The following is a 16,635-nucleotide window of genomic DNA, read 5'->3' on the forward strand; positions in this document are numbered from 1 at the left end:
ACCTTCTGGCGCCGCCTTTAGATACATCGTAAGATATATCTTGACTCGTCGGCGGGGCAAGCCTAATTAAGATGTATCGTAAGATATAACTCAAGGAGCAATTCATGCACAGACATCATCCCTTTGGCGAGCGCGCCGAGCGCGCATTCCTGCACATGGCAGGCAAATTTGGTGGAAGAGGGGGCGGCGGCTTTGGTCCGTTCGGCCACGGCGGACGTGGCGGTGGACGCGGCGGCCCGGGCGACATGTTTCGTGCCGGGCGCATGCTGGCCGACGGCGATCTCAAGCTGATCACGCTGTCGCTGCTGGCCGAGGCGCCGCGCCACGGCTACGACATCATCAAGGCGCTGGAAGAGCGCACCAGCGGCATCTACAGCCCGAGCCCGGGCGTCGTCTATCCGACGCTGACCTTCCTGGAAGAGGCCGGCTATGCGGCTTCAGCCGCCGACGGCAACAAGAAGGTGTTTTCGATCACCGAGGCGGGGCAGGCGCATCTCGCCGAGAACCGCGAGATGATCGACGGCGTGCTCGAGCATCTGGAGCGCTTCGGCCGCAAGATGGCGAAAGCGCGGGACTGGTTCGGCTGGAACGACGACGGCGAGGAAGGCGGACGGCGTGGTGGACGGGGTCGCTCGGAAGCCCGCGACGAGTTCCGCGCCGTGCGCCACCGGCTGCGTGCCGCGCTCGACGATCTCGTCGACGCGCCGGCTGAAAAGCAGGCCGAGGCGATTGCAGTCCTGGAAGCCGCCGCTGAAGCCCTAGAAGCGCTATCGCGCGGTTGACCCCGGGCGAGAACCCTTGCCCGTTCGACTGAGGAACGGTACTGAAAATCATCCTGCACCGCGAGACATGGTGCAGGATGATTGCCGTTGGAGGAAGCCCCATGTCTTTTCTGAAACGTCTTTTCGGTGGTGGCGGCGGTGAGGCGGGCGAGCCCAAGAGCGCAGCACCGGCAAAGCAGGTTGAGCACAAGGGATTTTTGATCAGCGCCACGCCCTACAAGGCGGAGGGGGGCCAATACCAGACCTGCGGCGTGGTTTCGAAGGAAGTCGACGGCGTGATGAAGGAACACAAATTCATCCGCGCCGATCGCTTTGCCGGACTGGACGACGCCGTCGACATCTCGATCAAGAAGGGCATGCAGTTGGTCGACGAGCAAGGCGAGAGGATGTTCGGGTAGCCTACAGCCTCGGATCGATTGGCTCGCTCTCCAGCGCCAGGACGCCGAAAACACACTCGTGAACACGTCGCAGCGGTTCCTTGGCGACAAACCGCTTCAGTGCCTCGTGACCGAGCGCGAACTCTCTGAGCGCCAGGCTGCGCTTGCCACCCAAGCCTCGTTCGCGCAGGCGCACGAGATTGTCCGGCGCATCGTATTCGGGGCCATATATAATGCGAAGATACTCCTGGCCGCGCACTTTCAGCGCCGGTTGCATGAGCCCCTTCTTGTTTCGGCTGACGACGTCGTGCGGCTTCACTACCATCCCTTCGCCGCCTGAGTCGGTCAGCGTCTCCCACCAGGCGACGGCCTCCGCACAAGAACCGGCATCGGCCAGGTCAACCATCCGCCATTGCGTTCGCGTTACCACGCCGCCCCCGGCAGCCAGACGGTCCGCAAGCGTCATGTGCCAAACGTGGTTCTGGTCGTACCAGACGCATCCCTCACTTGCCAGCAGGTGGAACGGCGCGACCTTCAGGTCGTCGACGCCCGAGACCGGCCACACGTAAGGCGCCCAGGCAGTGGCGTATCTGGCGGCACGCGCGGCGCGGTCCTCAATGCGAGCCTTGAGCGCGGCCGTATCCACGCCGCGTGCCATCGCACGGGCCAGCGCTTCGCGGCTGGCCTGGAGCCCAGCGGCCGCAGACGTTGCCACTGGGGCGTACTGGCTTTCAATCAGGCTGCTTGCCTTGGCCGACCATGGCATGATCTCGGTGTCCAGCAGCAACCAGTCGCTGTTCAATTCCTGCCATAGATCCGCAGCGTCGACGCTGGCGCGCAGGCGATTGAGCAGGCGCTCCGTCATGCCGCTGTCGCTGAAAAAGGAGCGTCCGGTCCGGGTCCAGATCGCGCCTGTCTCGTCGCCAGATACCCCGAACCGGTCGCGCGCCGTCTGCGCGTTTCGGCACAGAGCGATGACTGCCCGCGAACCCATGTGCTTCTCTTCGCACAGGATTTGGGTGACGCCACGCTCGCGGAAATGACTGAAAGCTTCCTCGGGGCGTTCCAGCCAGCCGGCTTGGCTGCTGGTCTCGGATGGCGACATTGTCGGCGGCAGATATACCAGCCACTGCGGCGACAGCGCGAAGCGGCTCATCACCTCAAGTGCCGCCGACGCGTTCTCCTCGGCCACGACAACCCTGCCTTTCAGTTCGGTCTCGATCCAGCGTCGCCCAGAGACATCCTGATAGTCGAGCACGCCGTCGGCATCGGCCTGTGCCGATTTGCCAAGGCCCGGTCCACCGAGGGGACGCACGGGTTCGGACCAGGTCTCGACTGCCGGCACGTCGACCAGTTCGCGTTCCGGCCAGCGCAAGGCAGTCAGCTTGCCGCCGAACACGCAGCCGGTGTCGATGCAAAGCGTGTTGTTGACCCACTCCGCCGACAGCACCGGCGTGTGCCCGTATACTACGCTGGTTTTGCCCCGATAGGCGGCTGCCCAGTCGGCACGGACGGGCAGGCCAAATTCGTCGATTTCGCCCGTGGTTTCGCCATAGAGGGCGAACTCGCGCACCGCGCCGGAACCGCGCCCGATCATCTCTTCCTTGAGTCCGGCATGTGCCACGGCGAGGCGTCCGCCGTCCAGCCAGACGTGGCTGCGCAGGCTGTCGAGGAAGGCCGGCAAAGCCTCTCGCAGGCCGCGATCCTGAGCGTCCAACTGGTCGATGGTTTGCTGCAGGCCGTGGGCGATCGTGACCTTGCGGCCTTCCAGCCAGCGGCTGAGTTTGCGTTCGTGATTGCCCTGGACACAGTAGGCGGTTCCCGCCGCGACCATGCTCATGGCGATGCGCAAGACGTCGGGCACGTTGGGACCACGATCGACGAGGTCGCCGACAAAGACGATCTTGCGGCCTTCTGGCGGCGTTACAGTGACGGTCCGATCACCATGGCCGTCGGACCAGGCGATGCTGTAACCGAGCTGACAGAACAAGGTCTGAAGTTCGTCGGCGCAACCATGGACATCAGCTATGACGTCGAAAGGACCGCAATCGTCGCGCTTGTCGGTCCATAATGGCTGACGCGAGACCTTGGCCGCGTCGATACTGGCCTCGCCGGTGAGCTTCCAGACCTGACGGAAACCTTCGCGTTGCAGGCCGCCGAGGCCCTTGCGAATTTCGTTCGTCATGCGCTGGGCAACGCCGGCGCCGAAGGGACGATCGGCTCGTAGCGCGTTGCGGGCGACGCAAACATCAACACCCGGATCGATGACCACGGCGACCGGCAAAGCGTGCCATTTGCGCGCCAGCTCGACCCACGCCTTGCGATCAGCGGGTCGCACATTGGTCGCGTCGATGACGGCCAGCTTTCGATGCTTGAGCCGTTTGCCGGCGATTTCGCGCACCAAATCAAAAGCGTCGGCCGAGACATCCTGATCAGTCTCGTTGTCGCTGACGAGCGCGCGGCAGCGATCCGACGAGATGATTTCGGTCGGCAGGAAGTGCCTGGCGGCGAAGGTCGACTTGCCCGATCCCGTCGAGCCGATCAGCACGACGAGGGCGAAGTCAGGGATGGTGAGGTCGGTCTTGTCTGGCTCTCTCATCGGGTGAACACCGCCATCTGCGTCGGCGCGCCGAGCACGGGGTCCACGGCTCCGATGCCACTTAAGGCGGCGCTATAGCCATAGATCTCGCCGATCCTGACCGCCCAGGCTTCAAACCGAACCCGGCCCCATTCGAAACGGTGATCCGGATGGCGAAAAGCGCCAGCGGCCAGACTGGGGAACAAGGGGTTGTAGTCAGCGTTCGGCGTAGTCACGATCACGAATTTTGGCGCTGTCTCGCCGAAGATAATACGCTCGATCATTGGCAGCCGGTCTTCGTCGAGATGTTCGATGACCTCGACCAGCACAGCGACGTCGGCTTCCGCCCATCGGCTGTCGCGATATGTCAGCGATCCGTGCAGCAACGTGACCCGGTCTTCAGGCGGCCCCCCGAACTCGTTCAGTTTGAGACGCTTGGCGGCCCATTCCAGTTCACGAATAGCGGGGTCGAGCCCGAACAGCTTGTGGACCCATTTTTCGCGCACGAGCCGATAGAGCAGCTTGCCTTCGCCACACCCCAAATCTGCAACACTGGCCCCTCCGGTCGCCCGAATGGCTTGCACCACGGCGTCCATGCGCAGGTCGTTCAGCCGGATGGGCGCCTCCAGCGCTTGCTCAGGTGCAGCCCGGGCTTCGGGGGGTAGGACCTCATTGGCCGTCTCCGGAGCCAGCCGCTCCAGGGCGATGCGGGCCAACGCACCTCGGTTGCGCAGATAACGGCGCACGATCAGGTCTTTGGCTGGGTGGTTTTCCAGCCAGCCCTCGCCCTTGGACAGCAGCTTGTCAATCTCGGCCTCGCCAACCCAGTAGTGCTTGGTGTCGTCCATCACCGGGATCAGGACATAAAGGTGGTTGAGCAGGCTGCTTAGGCGGCCGGTGCCAGTCAGCCTCAGATGACCGTATCGTGGTCCACCCGCGCCAGATCCGACAGTTTCGACCGGCGCCAGGTTGACGGTCCATCCCAGCGGTTCGAATAGATCTCGAACCAGGGCCTCGCCGCCAGGCATCGGCAGCGGGGTCACCACAGCTTCGAGCGGGAGGTCGCTATCGGCCAGTTGCTGGCGCTCTTTCGAGATGCCGGTCATCGCTGTCCGCAGTACCTTGTTCAAAGCCACAGACAGAAAAGACGATGCCGTATAAGGTCGGTCGTTTACATATTGATCCAGCAAGCCCTCTGCTTGGCCTTTGCCCCGAACGAGCCCTATCGGATCGACATCGAGCAGAAGCACAGCCTCACAACGCTCATCGGTCGCCTCCGGATAGAACAGCCAGGCCTTGCCGAAGGATAGGTCAGTCTCGTGCAGACGTTCGGGATGCTTGTGCAGCAAGAAGCCGAGATCTGTGGCTGGATGATGGGTTGTCGCGACGGAAAGGAACATCAGCGACCGATAACGCAGACAGGCCGAATAACCAATGGCGTTGCGCGGCAATCTAGTAACGCGATAGATCCGTTTTCGACACGCAACCTATCGCGCCGCCTGACAAGGAAAAAGGCAGGCGCCGAAGCGCCTGCCTTTCAATGCGAATGACGGGGTGTGCTTACGCGGCGATTTGCGCGCTCGCGGTCTTGGCCACCACGGCGTCGACCTTGGCCGTCGCATTGGCGAGCGCGGCGGTGACGGCATCAGGGCCCATGCCGACGCCTTCGATGCGGATGACGTCGACATCGGTCATGCCGAGAAAGCCGAGCACGCCGCGCAGATAGGGGATGGCGTGATCGAACTGCACGGCCGCACCTTCGGAATAGATGCCGCCCGAGGCGAGTACGATATAGACCTTCTTGCCGGTGACGAGGCCCTTGGGACCACCCTCGCCATAAGAGAAGCTCTTGCCGGAGCGGGAGATGTGATCGACCCAGGACTTCAGGGTCGAGGAGATGTTGAAGTTGATGAAGCCGGTGGCCAGGATCACGGTGTCGGCTGCGAACAGTTCGTCAAGCACGATGTCGGAGACGCCGACGACTTCGGCCTGGCGCGGCGTGCGGGCTTCAACGGGGGTGTAGATGCCGGTCGCATAATCGGTGTCGATATGCGGCAGCGGGTTGGCCACGAGGTCGCGTACGACGAGCGTATTCGACGGGTCGGCGGCGACGAGCTTTTCAGCGAATTCGGTAGCGATACGGGTCGAGTGCGAGGCAGCGCCGCGCGGGCTCGAGGTTACAAGCAGGATAGACATAGCGGTTCTCTCCAGTGGGAATTGATTTCTCCCGCCTGATATGGGCCTACCGACCCATCCAAAAAACTGGTATATTTTCTATACGATCCATCCATAAAGTAGGTATGCCGTGCAGCCCAATCCGACGCTCGACCAATTGCAGATCCTGGTTGCGGTCGCCGACACCGGCAGCTTCTCAGCCGCCGGCCGCAAGCTTAACCGCGCGCAGTCCGTCATCAGCTACGGCATCGCCAATCTTGAAGCGCAGCTTGGCCTGAAACTGTTCGAGCGCGAGGGCACGCGCGAGCCGCAGTTGACCGAAATCGGCCGGGCGATGCTGGAGGACGCCCGGCGAATGGTCGGCGTGCTGCAGCGCATCCGTTCGCGTGCCGACGGTCACCATCAGGGGCTGGAGGCTGAAGTTTCGCTATCGGTTGACGCGGCGCTGCCCTCGCCGGTGCTGGTGCGGGTGCTGAAGGCGTTCGAGGCGCAGTTCCCGACCGTGATGATGCGACTGCATATCGGCACGCTCGGTCTGATCCCCGACCATGTCGTCAGCGGACAGTCGGATCTTGGCATCGGTGGCCTGCTGGGCGAGGTCGACGTGCATCTCGTGCGCATCGGCTTCATGTCGATCGTGCTGGCTGCCGCCCCCACCCATCCTCTGGCACTGCTGCCGAAACCGGTGGCGCTCGAGGATGCGCGCGAGCACACCCAGCTGGTTGTCACCGACCAGTCGGAACGCACCAAGGGACGAGACTTCGGCGTCTTTGCCTATCGTACATGGCGGCTGACAGACGTGCGTATCAAGCATACGTTGATGCGCGAGGGGCTGGGCTGGGGCGGGTTGCCGCGCTGGCTGATCGCGGACGATTTGGCCAGCGGCAGGCTGGTCGAACTCGACCTTGAACCCTTTAGCGAGGTGCGCTCATCGCTCTATGCCATGCACCGCGCCGACCGCAGCCCGAAACCGGCGGCGGCCTGGCTGATCGACCAGTTCAAACGCCAGCTCGGCTGCTTCAACGAGTTCGAACCGGACGACCTGCCTGAGGGCGAGCCGGAGACAGCCCATCGATCAGAGCCATGAGCACGGCGCGATAGTCTTCGGCCGAGGCGCCGGCCTCGACGGCAAGTGCTGCGCGGTCGAAGGCAGCGGCGAGCAAAGCGGTCAGCGCATCGGCAGGCAGTCTGGTCATCGACTGTTCGCGCATCGCCGCAACCAGGCCTTCGCGCAGCGACCGGTTGCCGTGGCGATTGTCGATCGCATCCATGGCGGCGCGGCCAAGCACGGCCGGTCCGTCAAGCAGCAAGAGCCGCGTGCGGCCGGGCGCGCGCATGGCGGCGAGATAGGCGTCCGAGCCGGCAATCAGCGCATTGCGGGCAAACAAAGAAGGCGGCGAGGCGCGCTCGATCTCTTGCGCCACCGCCGCCGCCTCCTGCTCGACCACGGCGGCAAACAGCGCCTGCTTGTCGGCAAAGTGGTGATAGAGCGCGCCGCGGGTGACGCCGGCGGCCGCAACGATCTCCGGCGTGCCGGTCTCGGCATAGGACTTTTCGATGAACAGTTTGCGCGCCGCGGCGATCAGGTCGGCGCGCGTCGCTTCGGTGCGGTCGCGGTTGGAGCGGCGCGGGGTTTCTCGTTGCATACATGCAGCCTGTATGTTATTTCGAATTACATGCAAACTGTATGTTGGCTGATGGGAGAAAGAAAGATGAAGACGACGAGCTATTATCCGGTGCTGATGACGGGCGACGTAGCCGGAACAAAAGCCTGATATCAATCACTTCCGCTTCAAGCCGCTGTTTGCGAGCGACTGGTATGTGCATCTGCAGTCTGCCGAGGATCGCCGGGTCAATCTCGGTATCGTCCAGGGCGACCACGAGACGATCCCCGAGGGGGGGCGCGGCCGCACATCGGGGCTGCTGATCAATTTCGAGGTGAGGGATCCTGATGCTGTCTATGAACGGATCGTTGCGGCCGGCCTGCCGATCCTGTGCCCGCTGCGCGACGAACTCTTCGGCCAGCGCCATTTCATCACCAGGGATCCCAATGGCGTGCTGATCGACGTCATCAAGCCGATCCCGCTCAGCCCGGAATTTCAGGCGCAATTCGCGGCGGGCGCGGCGGGCGCCTGAACAATGGCAGCAAATGTCGGCAGCGGCTCCGGCCGCTGTGGCCGGACCCGCACCATGCGGTCTATGTTGGTGATGTTGAAGCTGGGCCTGCCGCATGCGTGACATCTGCCTTGTTCGTGCGCCATCCAATCTCGGCCTTCGGCCCTTGGAGCCGGGCCATGTGCCCGGCACCTGGCGTGCGCCGCAGGCGCTGAGCGAAGCTGGTTTGATCGAGTCGCTGGCGCCGGGGCGGGTGGTCGATCTCGACAGACCCGCCTACAGTACCGAACCGCAACCGGGCACTAGGCTGCGTAATGGTCCGGCGATCCGCTGCTTCAACCTCGATCTTGCCGAGATCGTCACCGGTGCGCTTGGGCAAGGCGAGTTCCCGCTGATCATCGGCGGCGACTGCTCGATCCTGCTTGGCGCACTGGTCGCCGCGCGGCGCTCGGGCGCGGTCGCCCTGGTCCATGTCGATGGCCACAGCGATTTCCGCCATCCCGGCAACTACGATGTCAATGCCTCACTCGGCTCGGTTGCCGGCATGGATCTGGCACTTGCCACCGGACGCGGCGAGGCTTTGCTGGCGCAATGGCCAGGTGTTGTCGGTCCGCTCGTCGCCGACGAGGCGGTGGTTCAGATCGGCGAACGCGAGAGCCGCGATGCCGATTTTCCCTGGCCCGACATCAATGCGACCGCCGTGACGCGCATCGACGTCTTTGCCGCGCAGGAACTCGGCGCGGCTGGAGTGTTGCAAAAGACAAGAGCGACGCTGGCGCGCGCCGGCTGTCCCTACTGGCTGCATCTCGATGTCGATGTGCTCGACCAGACGGTGATGCCGGCGGTGGATTCGCCCGGCAGCCCCGGCATCGACCCCGATGAACTCGTTGCCATTCTGTCGGCGCTGACAGCGGACCAGCGCTGCACCGGCTTGGACATGACGATCTACGATCCCGACCTCGACCCGACCGGTGACCTTGCGCGACTGCTGGTGTCGCTGCTCGGGCGGGTGCTCAAGCCTCGATAAGGGCTCAACTCGCCCTTGCTACCGGCGTCACCGTCACCTGGCTGACGCCGGTGCGGCGCACCACGGTGCACAGCGTCTCGCGGCCGATGCGTTCGGCGTCGAGCATGCGCACGAGGTCGTCGACGCCGGTGACCGGGCGACCGTCTATTGACGCGATGATGTCGCCTTCCCTGAGGCCGGCCTTCGCCGCGGGTCCGTCTTTCTCGACGCTGCGCAGCCGTACCGCCGTACTGGTGGTCACCTGCGACAGAAGGGCGGCGCGGCGCGGCAAACTGGTGGTGTCGGCCGAGATGCCGATGAAGGCACGGCGCACGCGCCCGAAGCGGATGATCTCCGAAATGACGAAATTGGCGGTGTTGGAAGCGACCGCGAAGGCGATGCCTTGCGCGCCGTGGATCATGGCGGTGTTGACGCCGATGACCTCGCCTGCCGACGACACCAGCGGTCCGCCGGAATTGCCGGGATTGAGCGCGGCATCGGTCTGGATGACATCGTCGATCAGCCGCCCGGTCGAGGCGCGCATCGAACGGCCAAGTGCGGAGACCACGCCCGACGTTACGGTCCATTCGAAGCCGAGCGGATTGCCGATGGCAATGGCGATCTGGCCGCGCCGCAGCCGCTTGGAATCGCCGAGCGGCGCGACTTCGGTGAAGCTGCCATCGGCGCGCACCAGCGCGATGTCGGTGTCGGGGTCGCGGCCTAGCACGCGGCCTTCGCTGGAGGCGCCGTCGGGCATAGAGACGCGCACCGTTTTGGCATCGCCAACGACATGGAAATTGGTGACGACCAGCCCGTCCGGGGTGATGACGAAGCCGGAGCCATGGCCACCTTGGCCACCGACGCGCTCGATGCGGCAGACGGCTGGGCCGATGCGGTCGACGGCGTCGGCGACTGTCATCGAATAGGCGTCGAGCAGTGTGTCGTCGGTTTCGAACTTGTGGGCGGCGAGGGCCATTGGCGGGGCTCCGTGTTTTCAGGCGCGATGATGACTATATGTGCGGAGCGGCTCGAACTGCCGCGACCTGACCAGATGGCCAGTCAAACCAGTAACTAGCCGTCAGACGAGTACCTCCGGGCGCACTGCCGAGCGATATCTGGGGCATGAGAAAACCCAGGAGATCATCATGAGTGACTTCAACCTTAATGCATTTTCCGAGGCCATCGCCGATCTCGCCGCCAAGGCTGCGCCGGCAACGGCAAGTTTCACCACCCATCACCATCGCACCGCCAGCGCCTTCCACTGGCGTGACGGCTATTTCGTCACCGCCGAGGAAGCTGTCGAGGCCGGTGAGGAGATCGAATTGACATTGGCTTCGGGCGAAGCGGTGAAGGCCGAACTGGTCGGTCGCGATCCGTCGACCGGCGTAGCGCTTCTGAAGCCGGCCGGCGCGGCCGCGGCGCCTGCGCTCGCCAAGGCGGATGGGGTGCGGCCGGGCAACGTCGCCATCGCTGTCGGCAGCAGTCAGGGCTCGGCGCTGGCTGTCTCGGGCTCGGTCGGCGAGGTCGGCCCCGCCTGGCGCTCGATGCGCGGCGGCACCATCGATCGGCGCATCAATCTCGCCGTCAATGCCGGCGGCCGTTTCGAGGGCGGGCCGGTGCTTGACGCCAAGGGCGCGCTGATCGGCATGCTGCTGTTTGGGCCACGTGGTCGTGCGCTGGTCATGCCTTATGAGACGATCGAGCGGGCCGTGGCGACGCTGCGGGAAAAGGGCCATGTCGCGCGCGGCTATCTCGGCGCCGGCCTGCACCCGATCCGTGACGGCGCGGCGCGCGGCGCCATGGTCATGAGCCTCGACGACAATGGTCCGGCCAAGGCCGCCGGCCTTGCGCTGGGCGACATCATCGTGGCGTGGAATGGCGAGGCCGTGCACGGCCCGCGCGAACTGATCCGAAAGCTCGGGCCGGATAGCGCGGGTGCCGCGGTGACGCTCGGCGTGGTGCGCGGCGGCGAGCAGCGCGATGTCGCGCTGACCGTCGGTGAAAAGCCGCTGAGCTGAGAGGGCCGATGGAAAGCGACACGCTGACAAGGCCGGAGGCGGGTGGGCCGGAGGTGGGTGGGCCGGAGGTGGCGGGCGGCGGACGCCAGCTCGTGGTGCTGATCGCGCTGCACGATGCCGCGCGTGCCGAGCGCCTGTCAGCTTCGCTTGCCATGGCGGACGATCTGCTTCCGGTCGTAGCCGGCAGCGGGATTGCCGACGTCGCTGTCTTCGATGACGCTGTTGCGAACAGTGCGGCCTGGCTCGATCGAGCCGATGGTGGCAACAGCGCAATCCCACGGGTGCTGCTATCCGCGAGCGCTGGCCGGCCGGAAATCCGGGTGCTTGCCGTGCTGCCTTTGGCGTCGGATGCGAATCTGATCGCGGCTGCCGTCAGACTGGCGGCGGCCGGCTACCGGGTGTCCAGGGATGGGCGTTCGACGCCCGCTCGCCACGACGATTTCGATGCCGCCGCCAACGGCGGAAGCCATAGCGGGCTGTTCGGCGAGGAGCCGTTGGACGATGGCGCTACCGCCCGTCCGGCGCTGTCGCCGCGCGAGGCCGAAGTGCTGGCGCTGCTGGCCGAAGGCGCACCCAACAAGGTGATCGCGCGGCGGCTGAACATCTCCGTGCACACGGCAAAGTTCCACGTCGCCGCGATCCTGATCAAGCTGGGTGCTGCGAACCGCACGGATGCCATCGCGATCGCGATGCGGCAGGGCCTGGTGCTGGTCTAACCCCCTTTTCCGTTTGAGCCTACGTTGCGTAACCCGTTGCAGGCTGCCGAGGCCTTGCGCAGTGCATTGCCGCCGCGCAATGGTTCGCGTCAGTGATGTAGCAAGGGAGGTGCCAAGACATGTCGCTCAAGGGAAAGACGCTGTTCATCTCCGGCGGGTCGCGCGGCATCGGTCTTTCGATCGCGCTGCGAGCTGCGCGCGACGGCGCCAATGTGACGATCGCGGCCAAGACCGCCGAGCCGCATCCGAAGCTGCCGGGCACGATCTACTCGGCAGCTGAGGAGATCGAGCAGGCCGGCGGCAAGGCGCTGCCTGTTTTGTGCGACATCCGCGAGGAGGCGCAGGTGGCTGAGGCGGTTGCCAAGACCGTCGAAAAGTTCGGCGGCATCGATATCTGCGTCAACAATGCCAGCGCCATCCAGCTCACCGGCACGCTGCAGACGGACATGAAGCGCTACGATCTGATGCACCAGATCAACACGCGCGGCACCTTCCTGGTGTCGAAAATGTGCATTCCGCACCTGAAGTTGGCAAGCAATCCTCACATCTTGAATCTGGCGCCGCCGCTCGACATGAAGGCCAAATGGTTCAAGAACCATGTCGCCTACACCATGGCCAAGTTCGGCATGTCGATGTGCACGCTGGGGATGAGCGCCGAGTTTGCCAAGGACGGCATCGCGGTCAATTCGCTGTGGCCGATCTCGACCATCGACACGGCTGCGGTGCGCAATCTGCTCGGCGGCGCGACGGTGGCGGCGATGAGCCGCTTACCCGACATCATGGCCGATGCCGCACACGCCATCTTCCTGCGCTCATCGCGCGAGACATCAGGCAATTTCTACATCGATGAAGAGGTGCTGCGGGCCGAGGGCGTGACCGATTTCGCGGTCTATGCGCCGGGCGCGACCGGGCCGCTGGCCGGCGACTTTTTCGTGCCGGACGCGGTATTTGCCAATTCGCCGACGAACGTCAAAAGCATCTACTGACGGAAATCACGGGCCGACGGCGCTGCTTCCTCATCCACCTGCCGGCGTTTTTCGAAAAACCAAGCAATTGGCTTTTCGCCCGCTGTGCGGACCAGCCTCACCTCCCCATAAACGGGGAGAAAGGGGCTCATCACTCCTCGCCCTTCTTGCCTTTGCTCAGTCCCATCAGCCGGTCGATATAGGCCAGCATCAGCGCCGAGACGACGAAAGCGAGGTGGATGATGGTCAGCCACATCAGCTGGTCGATCGTATAGGAAGACGAATTCAGGAACACCTGCAACAGGTGGATCGAGGAAATAGCGACGATGGTCGAGGCGACCTTGACCTTCAGCGAACCGACATCGATCGTACCCAGCCAGTGCACACCGCCATCCTGGTCGTCGAAGCGGCTGACGAAATTCTCGTAACCGGAGATGATCACCATCACCACCAGCGAGGCGACAAGTGCGGCGTCGATGAGGCCGAGCATCTTCAGGATGGTGTCGGTGTCGTCGAGTGTGAAGGCGACCATGACGAACTCGTAGAGTTTTTTGCCGAAGGACAGCGCATAGACGGCGAGCGCCAGGGCCAGCCCGATGTAGAAAACCACCAGCAGCCAGCGTGAGGCGAGGATGATCGATTCGATGGCGAGTTCGAGACGTTTCATGCAGCGGTTCCGGTCAGCTTTCTGAGGTCGACTGGGGTATTTCGATCAGCTTGCCGCAGTTTGCAAGGCAAATTGCGACGCAAAAAAACCCCGCCGGGAGGGCCGGCGGGGTTCAATGCATCCCGCTGGAGTCGGGACGGGGCAGGGAACGCCCAGGCTTGAATCTGGGGAGGGCGGCCGCTCTATTCAATGAGCCGGTTCTAATACCAGTACAATTCTTGCTGAACCGGGATTGCTGTCCGCAGCTCGACCCATCCCGATCTGCCGGGATGGGTCCTTGTTGTCGATCTGATTCCAGAAAGCTGCTCAAGCCATTGGAAAGCAGATCAATTGTTACTCGCCACCGGTGCCACCAGCGAGGTGATGCGACGGATGCCGACACGGCGGTTCTCGCGGTTGGGCGCCGTGGTGTTGACCTTCAGGTATTCCTCGCCATAGCCCTGAGTGGTCAGGTTTTCCGGCGGGATCCCGAAGGCATTGGTCAGCGCTTCGGCGACAGACTCAGCGCGCCGGTCGGACAGAGCAAGGTTTGCTTCCGGCGTGCCAACCGCATCGGTGTGGCCTTCGATCAGGAAGGTTTCGGCCGGGTTCTTCTTCAACAGTTTCTCCATGGCCGTGGCGACGCCTTCCAGTTTCTGCACTTCGGTGTCGGATATCGAGGCCGAGCCGAACTCGAAGTTCAATGTATCGAGGTCGACGCGACGGGCAATGTCGCGCACGCGCGCCGAACGCTTCACTTCGTCGATGGAATAGAGGCGCTGGACCTTCTCCACCGGCGGTTGTTCGAGGAACTCGTAATAATCGTCCGGGCTTTCGACATCTTCCGAATCGAGGATGTACTCGCGGCGCGGGATGGTGAGCCGCATCGGCGGCAGGTCGTCACCGGGATCGCGCCAGTCATTGTCGTCGTCATAGCTGCGCTCGTCGACATAGCTCAGCACATATTCGTGCCCATCCGGCGTGATGCGCGATCGCCTGATGACGTCGCCATTGCGGTTGCGGATGGTGACGATCTGGATGCCATTGTCGCGCTCGACGATTTCCCGAGAGCGATCGCCCGACAGTTCCTCATAGTAAACATTCCTGGCGCCGCGGTGCATGCGCGGAGCGTCATTGCTTTCCACGATCGTCTGGTTGTTGAACTGCAGGATGACGCGGTCGCCGAGTTCCTTGACGACGTCGACGCCTTTCGGACGCCGGCGGTCGCGGACGTTCTCATCGGGTGCACGCTCGACGCGTTTGCCTTTTTCCTCCGTCACCGGGGCGATCTTTTCTGGCTGAATTGCCTGCTGAGCTGACTTGTCGTCGGTGGGCGGCGGTCCCTGGTCGACCGGAGCCGGCTTCGGGGCTTGCGCCTCGGTGCCGCCCTGCGCGGGCTGCTCGCCCGTCTGGCCGCCAGCATTCTGGCCGTTCCCATTTTGGCCGTCGCCATTCTGGCTGTTGCCGCCCTGGTCCTTGCGGTGCTTGCGCCTGGCATCCTTCTGGCTGTCCAGGATGGGCGCTTCGTCGGGGTTGGCCGTGGCTTCGCCTTGCGCCGGCGTCTCACGTTGCGCGGGCTGCTCGGCATTGGCCGGTTGCTCCGCAGGCTGTGGTTCACCGGTCGCAGGCTGCTGTTCGCCCGTCACCGGCTGTTCGCCGACAGTTTTTTTGCCGTGCTTTTTCGCCTGATCCTTCGGCTGTTCACCTTCGGCGGGAGCCGCTTGCTGATCGGCCGGGGGCTGAATCGGCTCGGCCTGCGGCGCGGGCTCTCCGGCAGGCGCAACTTTGACGTCTGGCGCTTTGTCGGCAGGCGCGGCCTCAATCTGCTGATCCTGCTTGCGCTTTTTCTTGCCCGACTTGTTGTCGTTTGCCGGCGCCACCTGTTCGGTGGGCGCTGCCTGCTCGGCAGGCTGCTGGGCCGGCTGTTCAGCGGGCGCCGCTTCGATCTGCTGTTGGTCGCGCTTCTTCTTGCGTGGCTTTAGCGGCTGTTCTTCATTTGCCGGAGCTACCTGTTCGGCCGGTTGTTCAGCCGGTGCTGCCTCGATCTGCTGCTGGTCACGCTTCTTCTTGCGTGGCTTGAGCGGCTGCTCATCGGTCGCCGGCGCTGCCTGGGCGCCGCCCTCATCCGCAGGCGCCGCCTCGATCTGCTGCTGTTGATTGCGCTTCTTTTTGCGCGGCTGCTGTTCCTCGGCGGCAGGTGCGGCCTGTTCGGCCGGGGCCTGCTCGGTCTGCTGCTGATCCCGCTTCTTCCTGCGCGGCTGTTGTTCCTCGGCGGCAGGGGCGGGTTGCTCTGCAGCCGGTGCAGGCTGCTCGGCGGCCGGCGCTGCCTGTTCGGCCTGCTGGCGTTTCTTTTTGCGCGGCAGTTCCTGGTCGGTCTGCTGACCATCTGCAGCAGGGTCGTCCTGGACCAGGATCAGTGGCGCGGCCGTGTGCTGCAAGGGGCCGAAAACGGCGTTGCCCTGCAACGGGGATGCGCCCAACGGCGCGGATGCCATAAGCAGGCCAAGTGCCGTACCTGCCAGTACCCGTGGTTGGCGTTTCATCTTAAATTCTCCTTGTGGGGTCCCATCCCTGCCCAAACTGTCCTTGACCGGATTGGTTCCGGTTTGCAGGCATTACCCGCACCCAAGGACGATTGACCGGCGTTTTGAAGGCAACTTCATGTTTTTCCTATGGTGCGGCCGGAACTTGAAGTCACACAACAGCTTGACCTTGCCGCATGCGGAGGCCACATCTCGACCCATCATGGAAACGCCGTTCTGGAAGACCAAGACGCTGGAAGCGATGACGCCCACCGAGTGGGAATCGCTGTGCGACGGCTGCGGAAAATGCTGCCTGTCTAAACTCGAGGACGAGGATACCGGCGAGATCTACTGGACATCAGTCGGCTGCCGGCTGTTCGATGGGCAAAGCTGCCGCTGTTCGGACTATGCCAACCGGCTGGCGCGCGTGCCGGACTGTGTCGGGCTGACGCCGCAGAATGTGCGCACCATCACGTGGCTGCCGAAAACCTGTGCCTACCGGCTGGTTGCCGAGGGGCACGACCTCTATTGGTGGCACAGGCTGGTGTCGGGAAGTGCCGAGACCGTTCATGATGCCGGCATCTCCATGCGCGGCCGCGTCCGCGCCAGTGAGACCGATCTGGCCGAGCCGGACGACTATTTCGACTATATGCTCGATGACGAGCCCTGAGCATTCTGGAACGGACGCTGCCATAGGGCGTTCTGCGCCATTGGACGTTTTTGACGGTCAGGATC

15 protein-coding genes and 1 pseudogene are annotated in these 16,635 nt (G+C 63.9%); 9 read left to right on the plus strand and 7 right to left on the minus strand.

What is annotated here, in order from left to right; genetic code table 11:
• The first annotated feature begins 104 nt into the window (after positions 1–104).
• Positions 105–782: a PadR family transcriptional regulator gene (locus tag NKJ75_RS14570; RefSeq protein ID WP_352499855.1), complete on the plus strand. Its 678-nt coding sequence runs from the start codon at positions 105–107 to the stop codon at positions 780–782.
• A gap of 101 nt (positions 783–883) precedes the next feature.
• Positions 884–1,180, plus strand: coding sequence for an HlyU family transcriptional regulator (locus tag NKJ75_RS14575; protein WP_023691516.1), 297 nt, complete (start codon positions 884–886; stop codon positions 1,178–1,180).
• Between the two features lies 1 nt (position 1,181).
• On the opposite strand, the gene NKJ75_RS14580 is transcribed toward NKJ75_RS14575, so the two are convergent.
• The 3 genes from NKJ75_RS14580 to NKJ75_RS14590 form a co-directional block, all read right to left on the minus strand.
• Complete coding sequence (locus NKJ75_RS14580) at positions 1,182–3,758, minus strand: polynucleotide kinase-phosphatase (RefSeq protein ID WP_352499856.1); 2,577 nt, start codon at positions 3,756–3,758, stop codon at positions 1,182–1,184.
• On the minus strand, positions 3,755–5,188 hold the full coding sequence (locus tag NKJ75_RS14585) for a 3' terminal RNA ribose 2'-O-methyltransferase Hen1 (protein ID WP_245265744.1): 1,434 nt from the start codon (positions 5,186–5,188) through the stop codon (positions 3,755–3,757). Before NKJ75_RS14585 ends, NKJ75_RS14580 begins: the two co-directional genes overlap by 4 nt.
• Before the next feature lie 109 nt (positions 5,189–5,297).
• Positions 5,298–5,933, minus strand: coding sequence for an FMN-dependent NADH-azoreductase (locus NKJ75_RS14590; RefSeq protein ID WP_023672454.1), 636 nt, complete (start codon positions 5,931–5,933; stop codon positions 5,298–5,300).
• 109 nt (positions 5,934–6,042) lie between these two features.
• Between NKJ75_RS14590 and NKJ75_RS14595 the strand changes: the two genes are divergently transcribed.
• On the plus strand, positions 6,043–6,999 hold the full coding sequence (locus NKJ75_RS14595) for a LysR family transcriptional regulator (RefSeq protein ID WP_023744351.1): 957 nt from the start codon (positions 6,043–6,045) through the stop codon (positions 6,997–6,999).
• Here NKJ75_RS14595 and NKJ75_RS14600 read toward each other — a convergent pair.
• Positions 6,932–7,558, minus strand: a complete 627-nt coding sequence (locus NKJ75_RS14600) for a TetR/AcrR family transcriptional regulator (RefSeq protein WP_023691512.1) — start codon at positions 7,556–7,558, stop codon at positions 6,932–6,934. The two genes, NKJ75_RS14595 and NKJ75_RS14600, sit on opposite strands and share 68 nt — an antisense overlap.
• Positions 7,559–7,624: 66 nt before the next feature.
• Here NKJ75_RS14600 and NKJ75_RS14605 point away from each other — a divergent pair.
• Positions 7,625–8,048 (plus strand): annotated as a pseudogene (locus tag NKJ75_RS14605) (VOC family protein).
• Between the two features lie 94 nt (positions 8,049–8,142).
• On the plus strand, positions 8,143–9,054 hold the full coding sequence (locus NKJ75_RS14610) for an arginase family protein (protein ID WP_352499857.1): 912 nt from the start codon (positions 8,143–8,145) through the stop codon (positions 9,052–9,054).
• A gap of 4 nt (positions 9,055–9,058) precedes the next feature.
• On the opposite strand, the gene NKJ75_RS14615 is transcribed toward NKJ75_RS14610, so the two are convergent.
• Positions 9,059–10,009, minus strand: coding sequence for a S1C family serine protease (locus NKJ75_RS14615; protein WP_023691509.1), 951 nt, complete (start codon positions 10,007–10,009; stop codon positions 9,059–9,061).
• A 169-nt stretch (positions 10,010–10,178) separates the two neighbouring features.
• On the opposite strand from NKJ75_RS14615, the gene NKJ75_RS14620 reads away from it, so the two are divergent.
• The 3 genes from NKJ75_RS14620 to NKJ75_RS14630 all read left to right on the plus strand — a co-directional run bounded on the left by NKJ75_RS14620 (position 10,179) and on the right by NKJ75_RS14630 (position 12,753).
• On the plus strand, positions 10,179–11,051 hold the full coding sequence (locus NKJ75_RS14620; RefSeq protein WP_352499858.1) for a S1C family serine protease: 873 nt from the start codon (positions 10,179–10,181) through the stop codon (positions 11,049–11,051).
• An 8-nt stretch (positions 11,052–11,059) separates the two neighbouring features.
• On the plus strand, positions 11,060–11,767 hold the full coding sequence (locus NKJ75_RS14625; RefSeq protein ID WP_352499859.1) for a helix-turn-helix transcriptional regulator: 708 nt from the start codon (positions 11,060–11,062) through the stop codon (positions 11,765–11,767).
• 119 nt (positions 11,768–11,886) lie between these two features.
• Positions 11,887–12,753, plus strand: a complete 867-nt coding sequence (locus NKJ75_RS14630) for an SDR family oxidoreductase (protein ID WP_352499860.1) — start codon at positions 11,887–11,889, stop codon at positions 12,751–12,753.
• A gap of 130 nt (positions 12,754–12,883) precedes the next feature.
• Here the strand turns inward: NKJ75_RS14630 and NKJ75_RS14635 are convergent, their stop codons facing one another.
• On the minus strand, positions 12,884–13,399 hold the full coding sequence (locus tag NKJ75_RS14635; protein ID WP_023672463.1) for a TIGR00645 family protein: 516 nt from the start codon (positions 13,397–13,399) through the stop codon (positions 12,884–12,886).
• 326 nt (positions 13,400–13,725) lie between these two features.
• Positions 13,726–15,921 carry an OmpA family protein gene (locus tag NKJ75_RS14640; RefSeq protein WP_023691506.1) on the minus strand — a complete coding sequence of 732 codons (2,196 nt, stop codon included), beginning with the start codon at positions 15,919–15,921 and terminating at the stop codon, positions 13,726–13,728.
• A 202-nt stretch (positions 15,922–16,123) separates the two neighbouring features.
• Here NKJ75_RS14640 and NKJ75_RS14645 point away from each other — a divergent pair, with 202 nt between their 5' ends.
• Entirely contained in the window at positions 16,124–16,570 is a 447-nt protein-coding gene (locus tag NKJ75_RS14645) for a YcgN family cysteine cluster protein (protein WP_023672465.1), read from the plus strand.
• The last annotated feature ends 65 nt before the right edge of the window (positions 16,571–16,635 follow it).

The sequence above is a fragment of the Mesorhizobium sp. M0058 genome, assembly GCF_040323095.1.
Classification (GTDB): Bacteria; Pseudomonadota; Alphaproteobacteria; order Rhizobiales; family Rhizobiaceae; genus Mesorhizobium.

Coding starts and splice junctions, on each gene's coding strand:
- NKJ75_RS14570 (WP_352499855.1), top strand. CDS start 105: ATGCACAGACATCATCCCTTTGGCGAGCGCGCCGAGCGCGCATTCCTG.
- NKJ75_RS14575 (WP_023691516.1), top strand. CDS start 884: ATGTCTTTTCTGAAACGTCTTTTCGGTGGTGGCGGCGGTGAGGCGGGC.
- NKJ75_RS14580 (WP_352499856.1), bottom strand. CDS start 3,758: ATGAGAGAGCCAGACAAGACCGACCTCACCATCCCTGACTTCGCCCTC.
- NKJ75_RS14590 (WP_023672454.1), bottom strand. CDS start 5,933: ATGTCTATCCTGCTTGTAACCTCGAGCCCGCGCGGCGCTGCCTCGCAC.
- NKJ75_RS14600 (WP_023691512.1), bottom strand. CDS start 7,558: ATGCAACGAGAAACCCCGCGCCGCTCCAACCGCGACCGCACCGAAGCG.
- NKJ75_RS14610 (WP_352499857.1), top strand. CDS start 8,143: ATGCGTGACATCTGCCTTGTTCGTGCGCCATCCAATCTCGGCCTTCGG.
- NKJ75_RS14615 (WP_023691509.1), bottom strand. CDS start 10,009: ATGGCCCTCGCCGCCCACAAGTTCGAAACCGACGACACACTGCTCGAC.
- NKJ75_RS14620 (WP_352499858.1), top strand. CDS start 10,179: ATGAGTGACTTCAACCTTAATGCATTTTCCGAGGCCATCGCCGATCTC.
- NKJ75_RS14625 (WP_352499859.1), top strand. CDS start 11,060: ATGGAAAGCGACACGCTGACAAGGCCGGAGGCGGGTGGGCCGGAGGTG.
- NKJ75_RS14630 (WP_352499860.1), top strand. CDS start 11,887: ATGTCGCTCAAGGGAAAGACGCTGTTCATCTCCGGCGGGTCGCGCGGC.
- NKJ75_RS14635 (WP_023672463.1), bottom strand. CDS start 13,399: ATGAAACGTCTCGAACTCGCCATCGAATCGATCATCCTCGCCTCACGC.
- NKJ75_RS14640 (WP_023691506.1), bottom strand. CDS start 15,921: ATGAAACGCCAACCACGGGTACTGGCAGGTACGGCACTTGGCCTGCTT.
- NKJ75_RS14645 (WP_023672465.1), top strand. CDS start 16,124: ATGGAAACGCCGTTCTGGAAGACCAAGACGCTGGAAGCGATGACGCCC.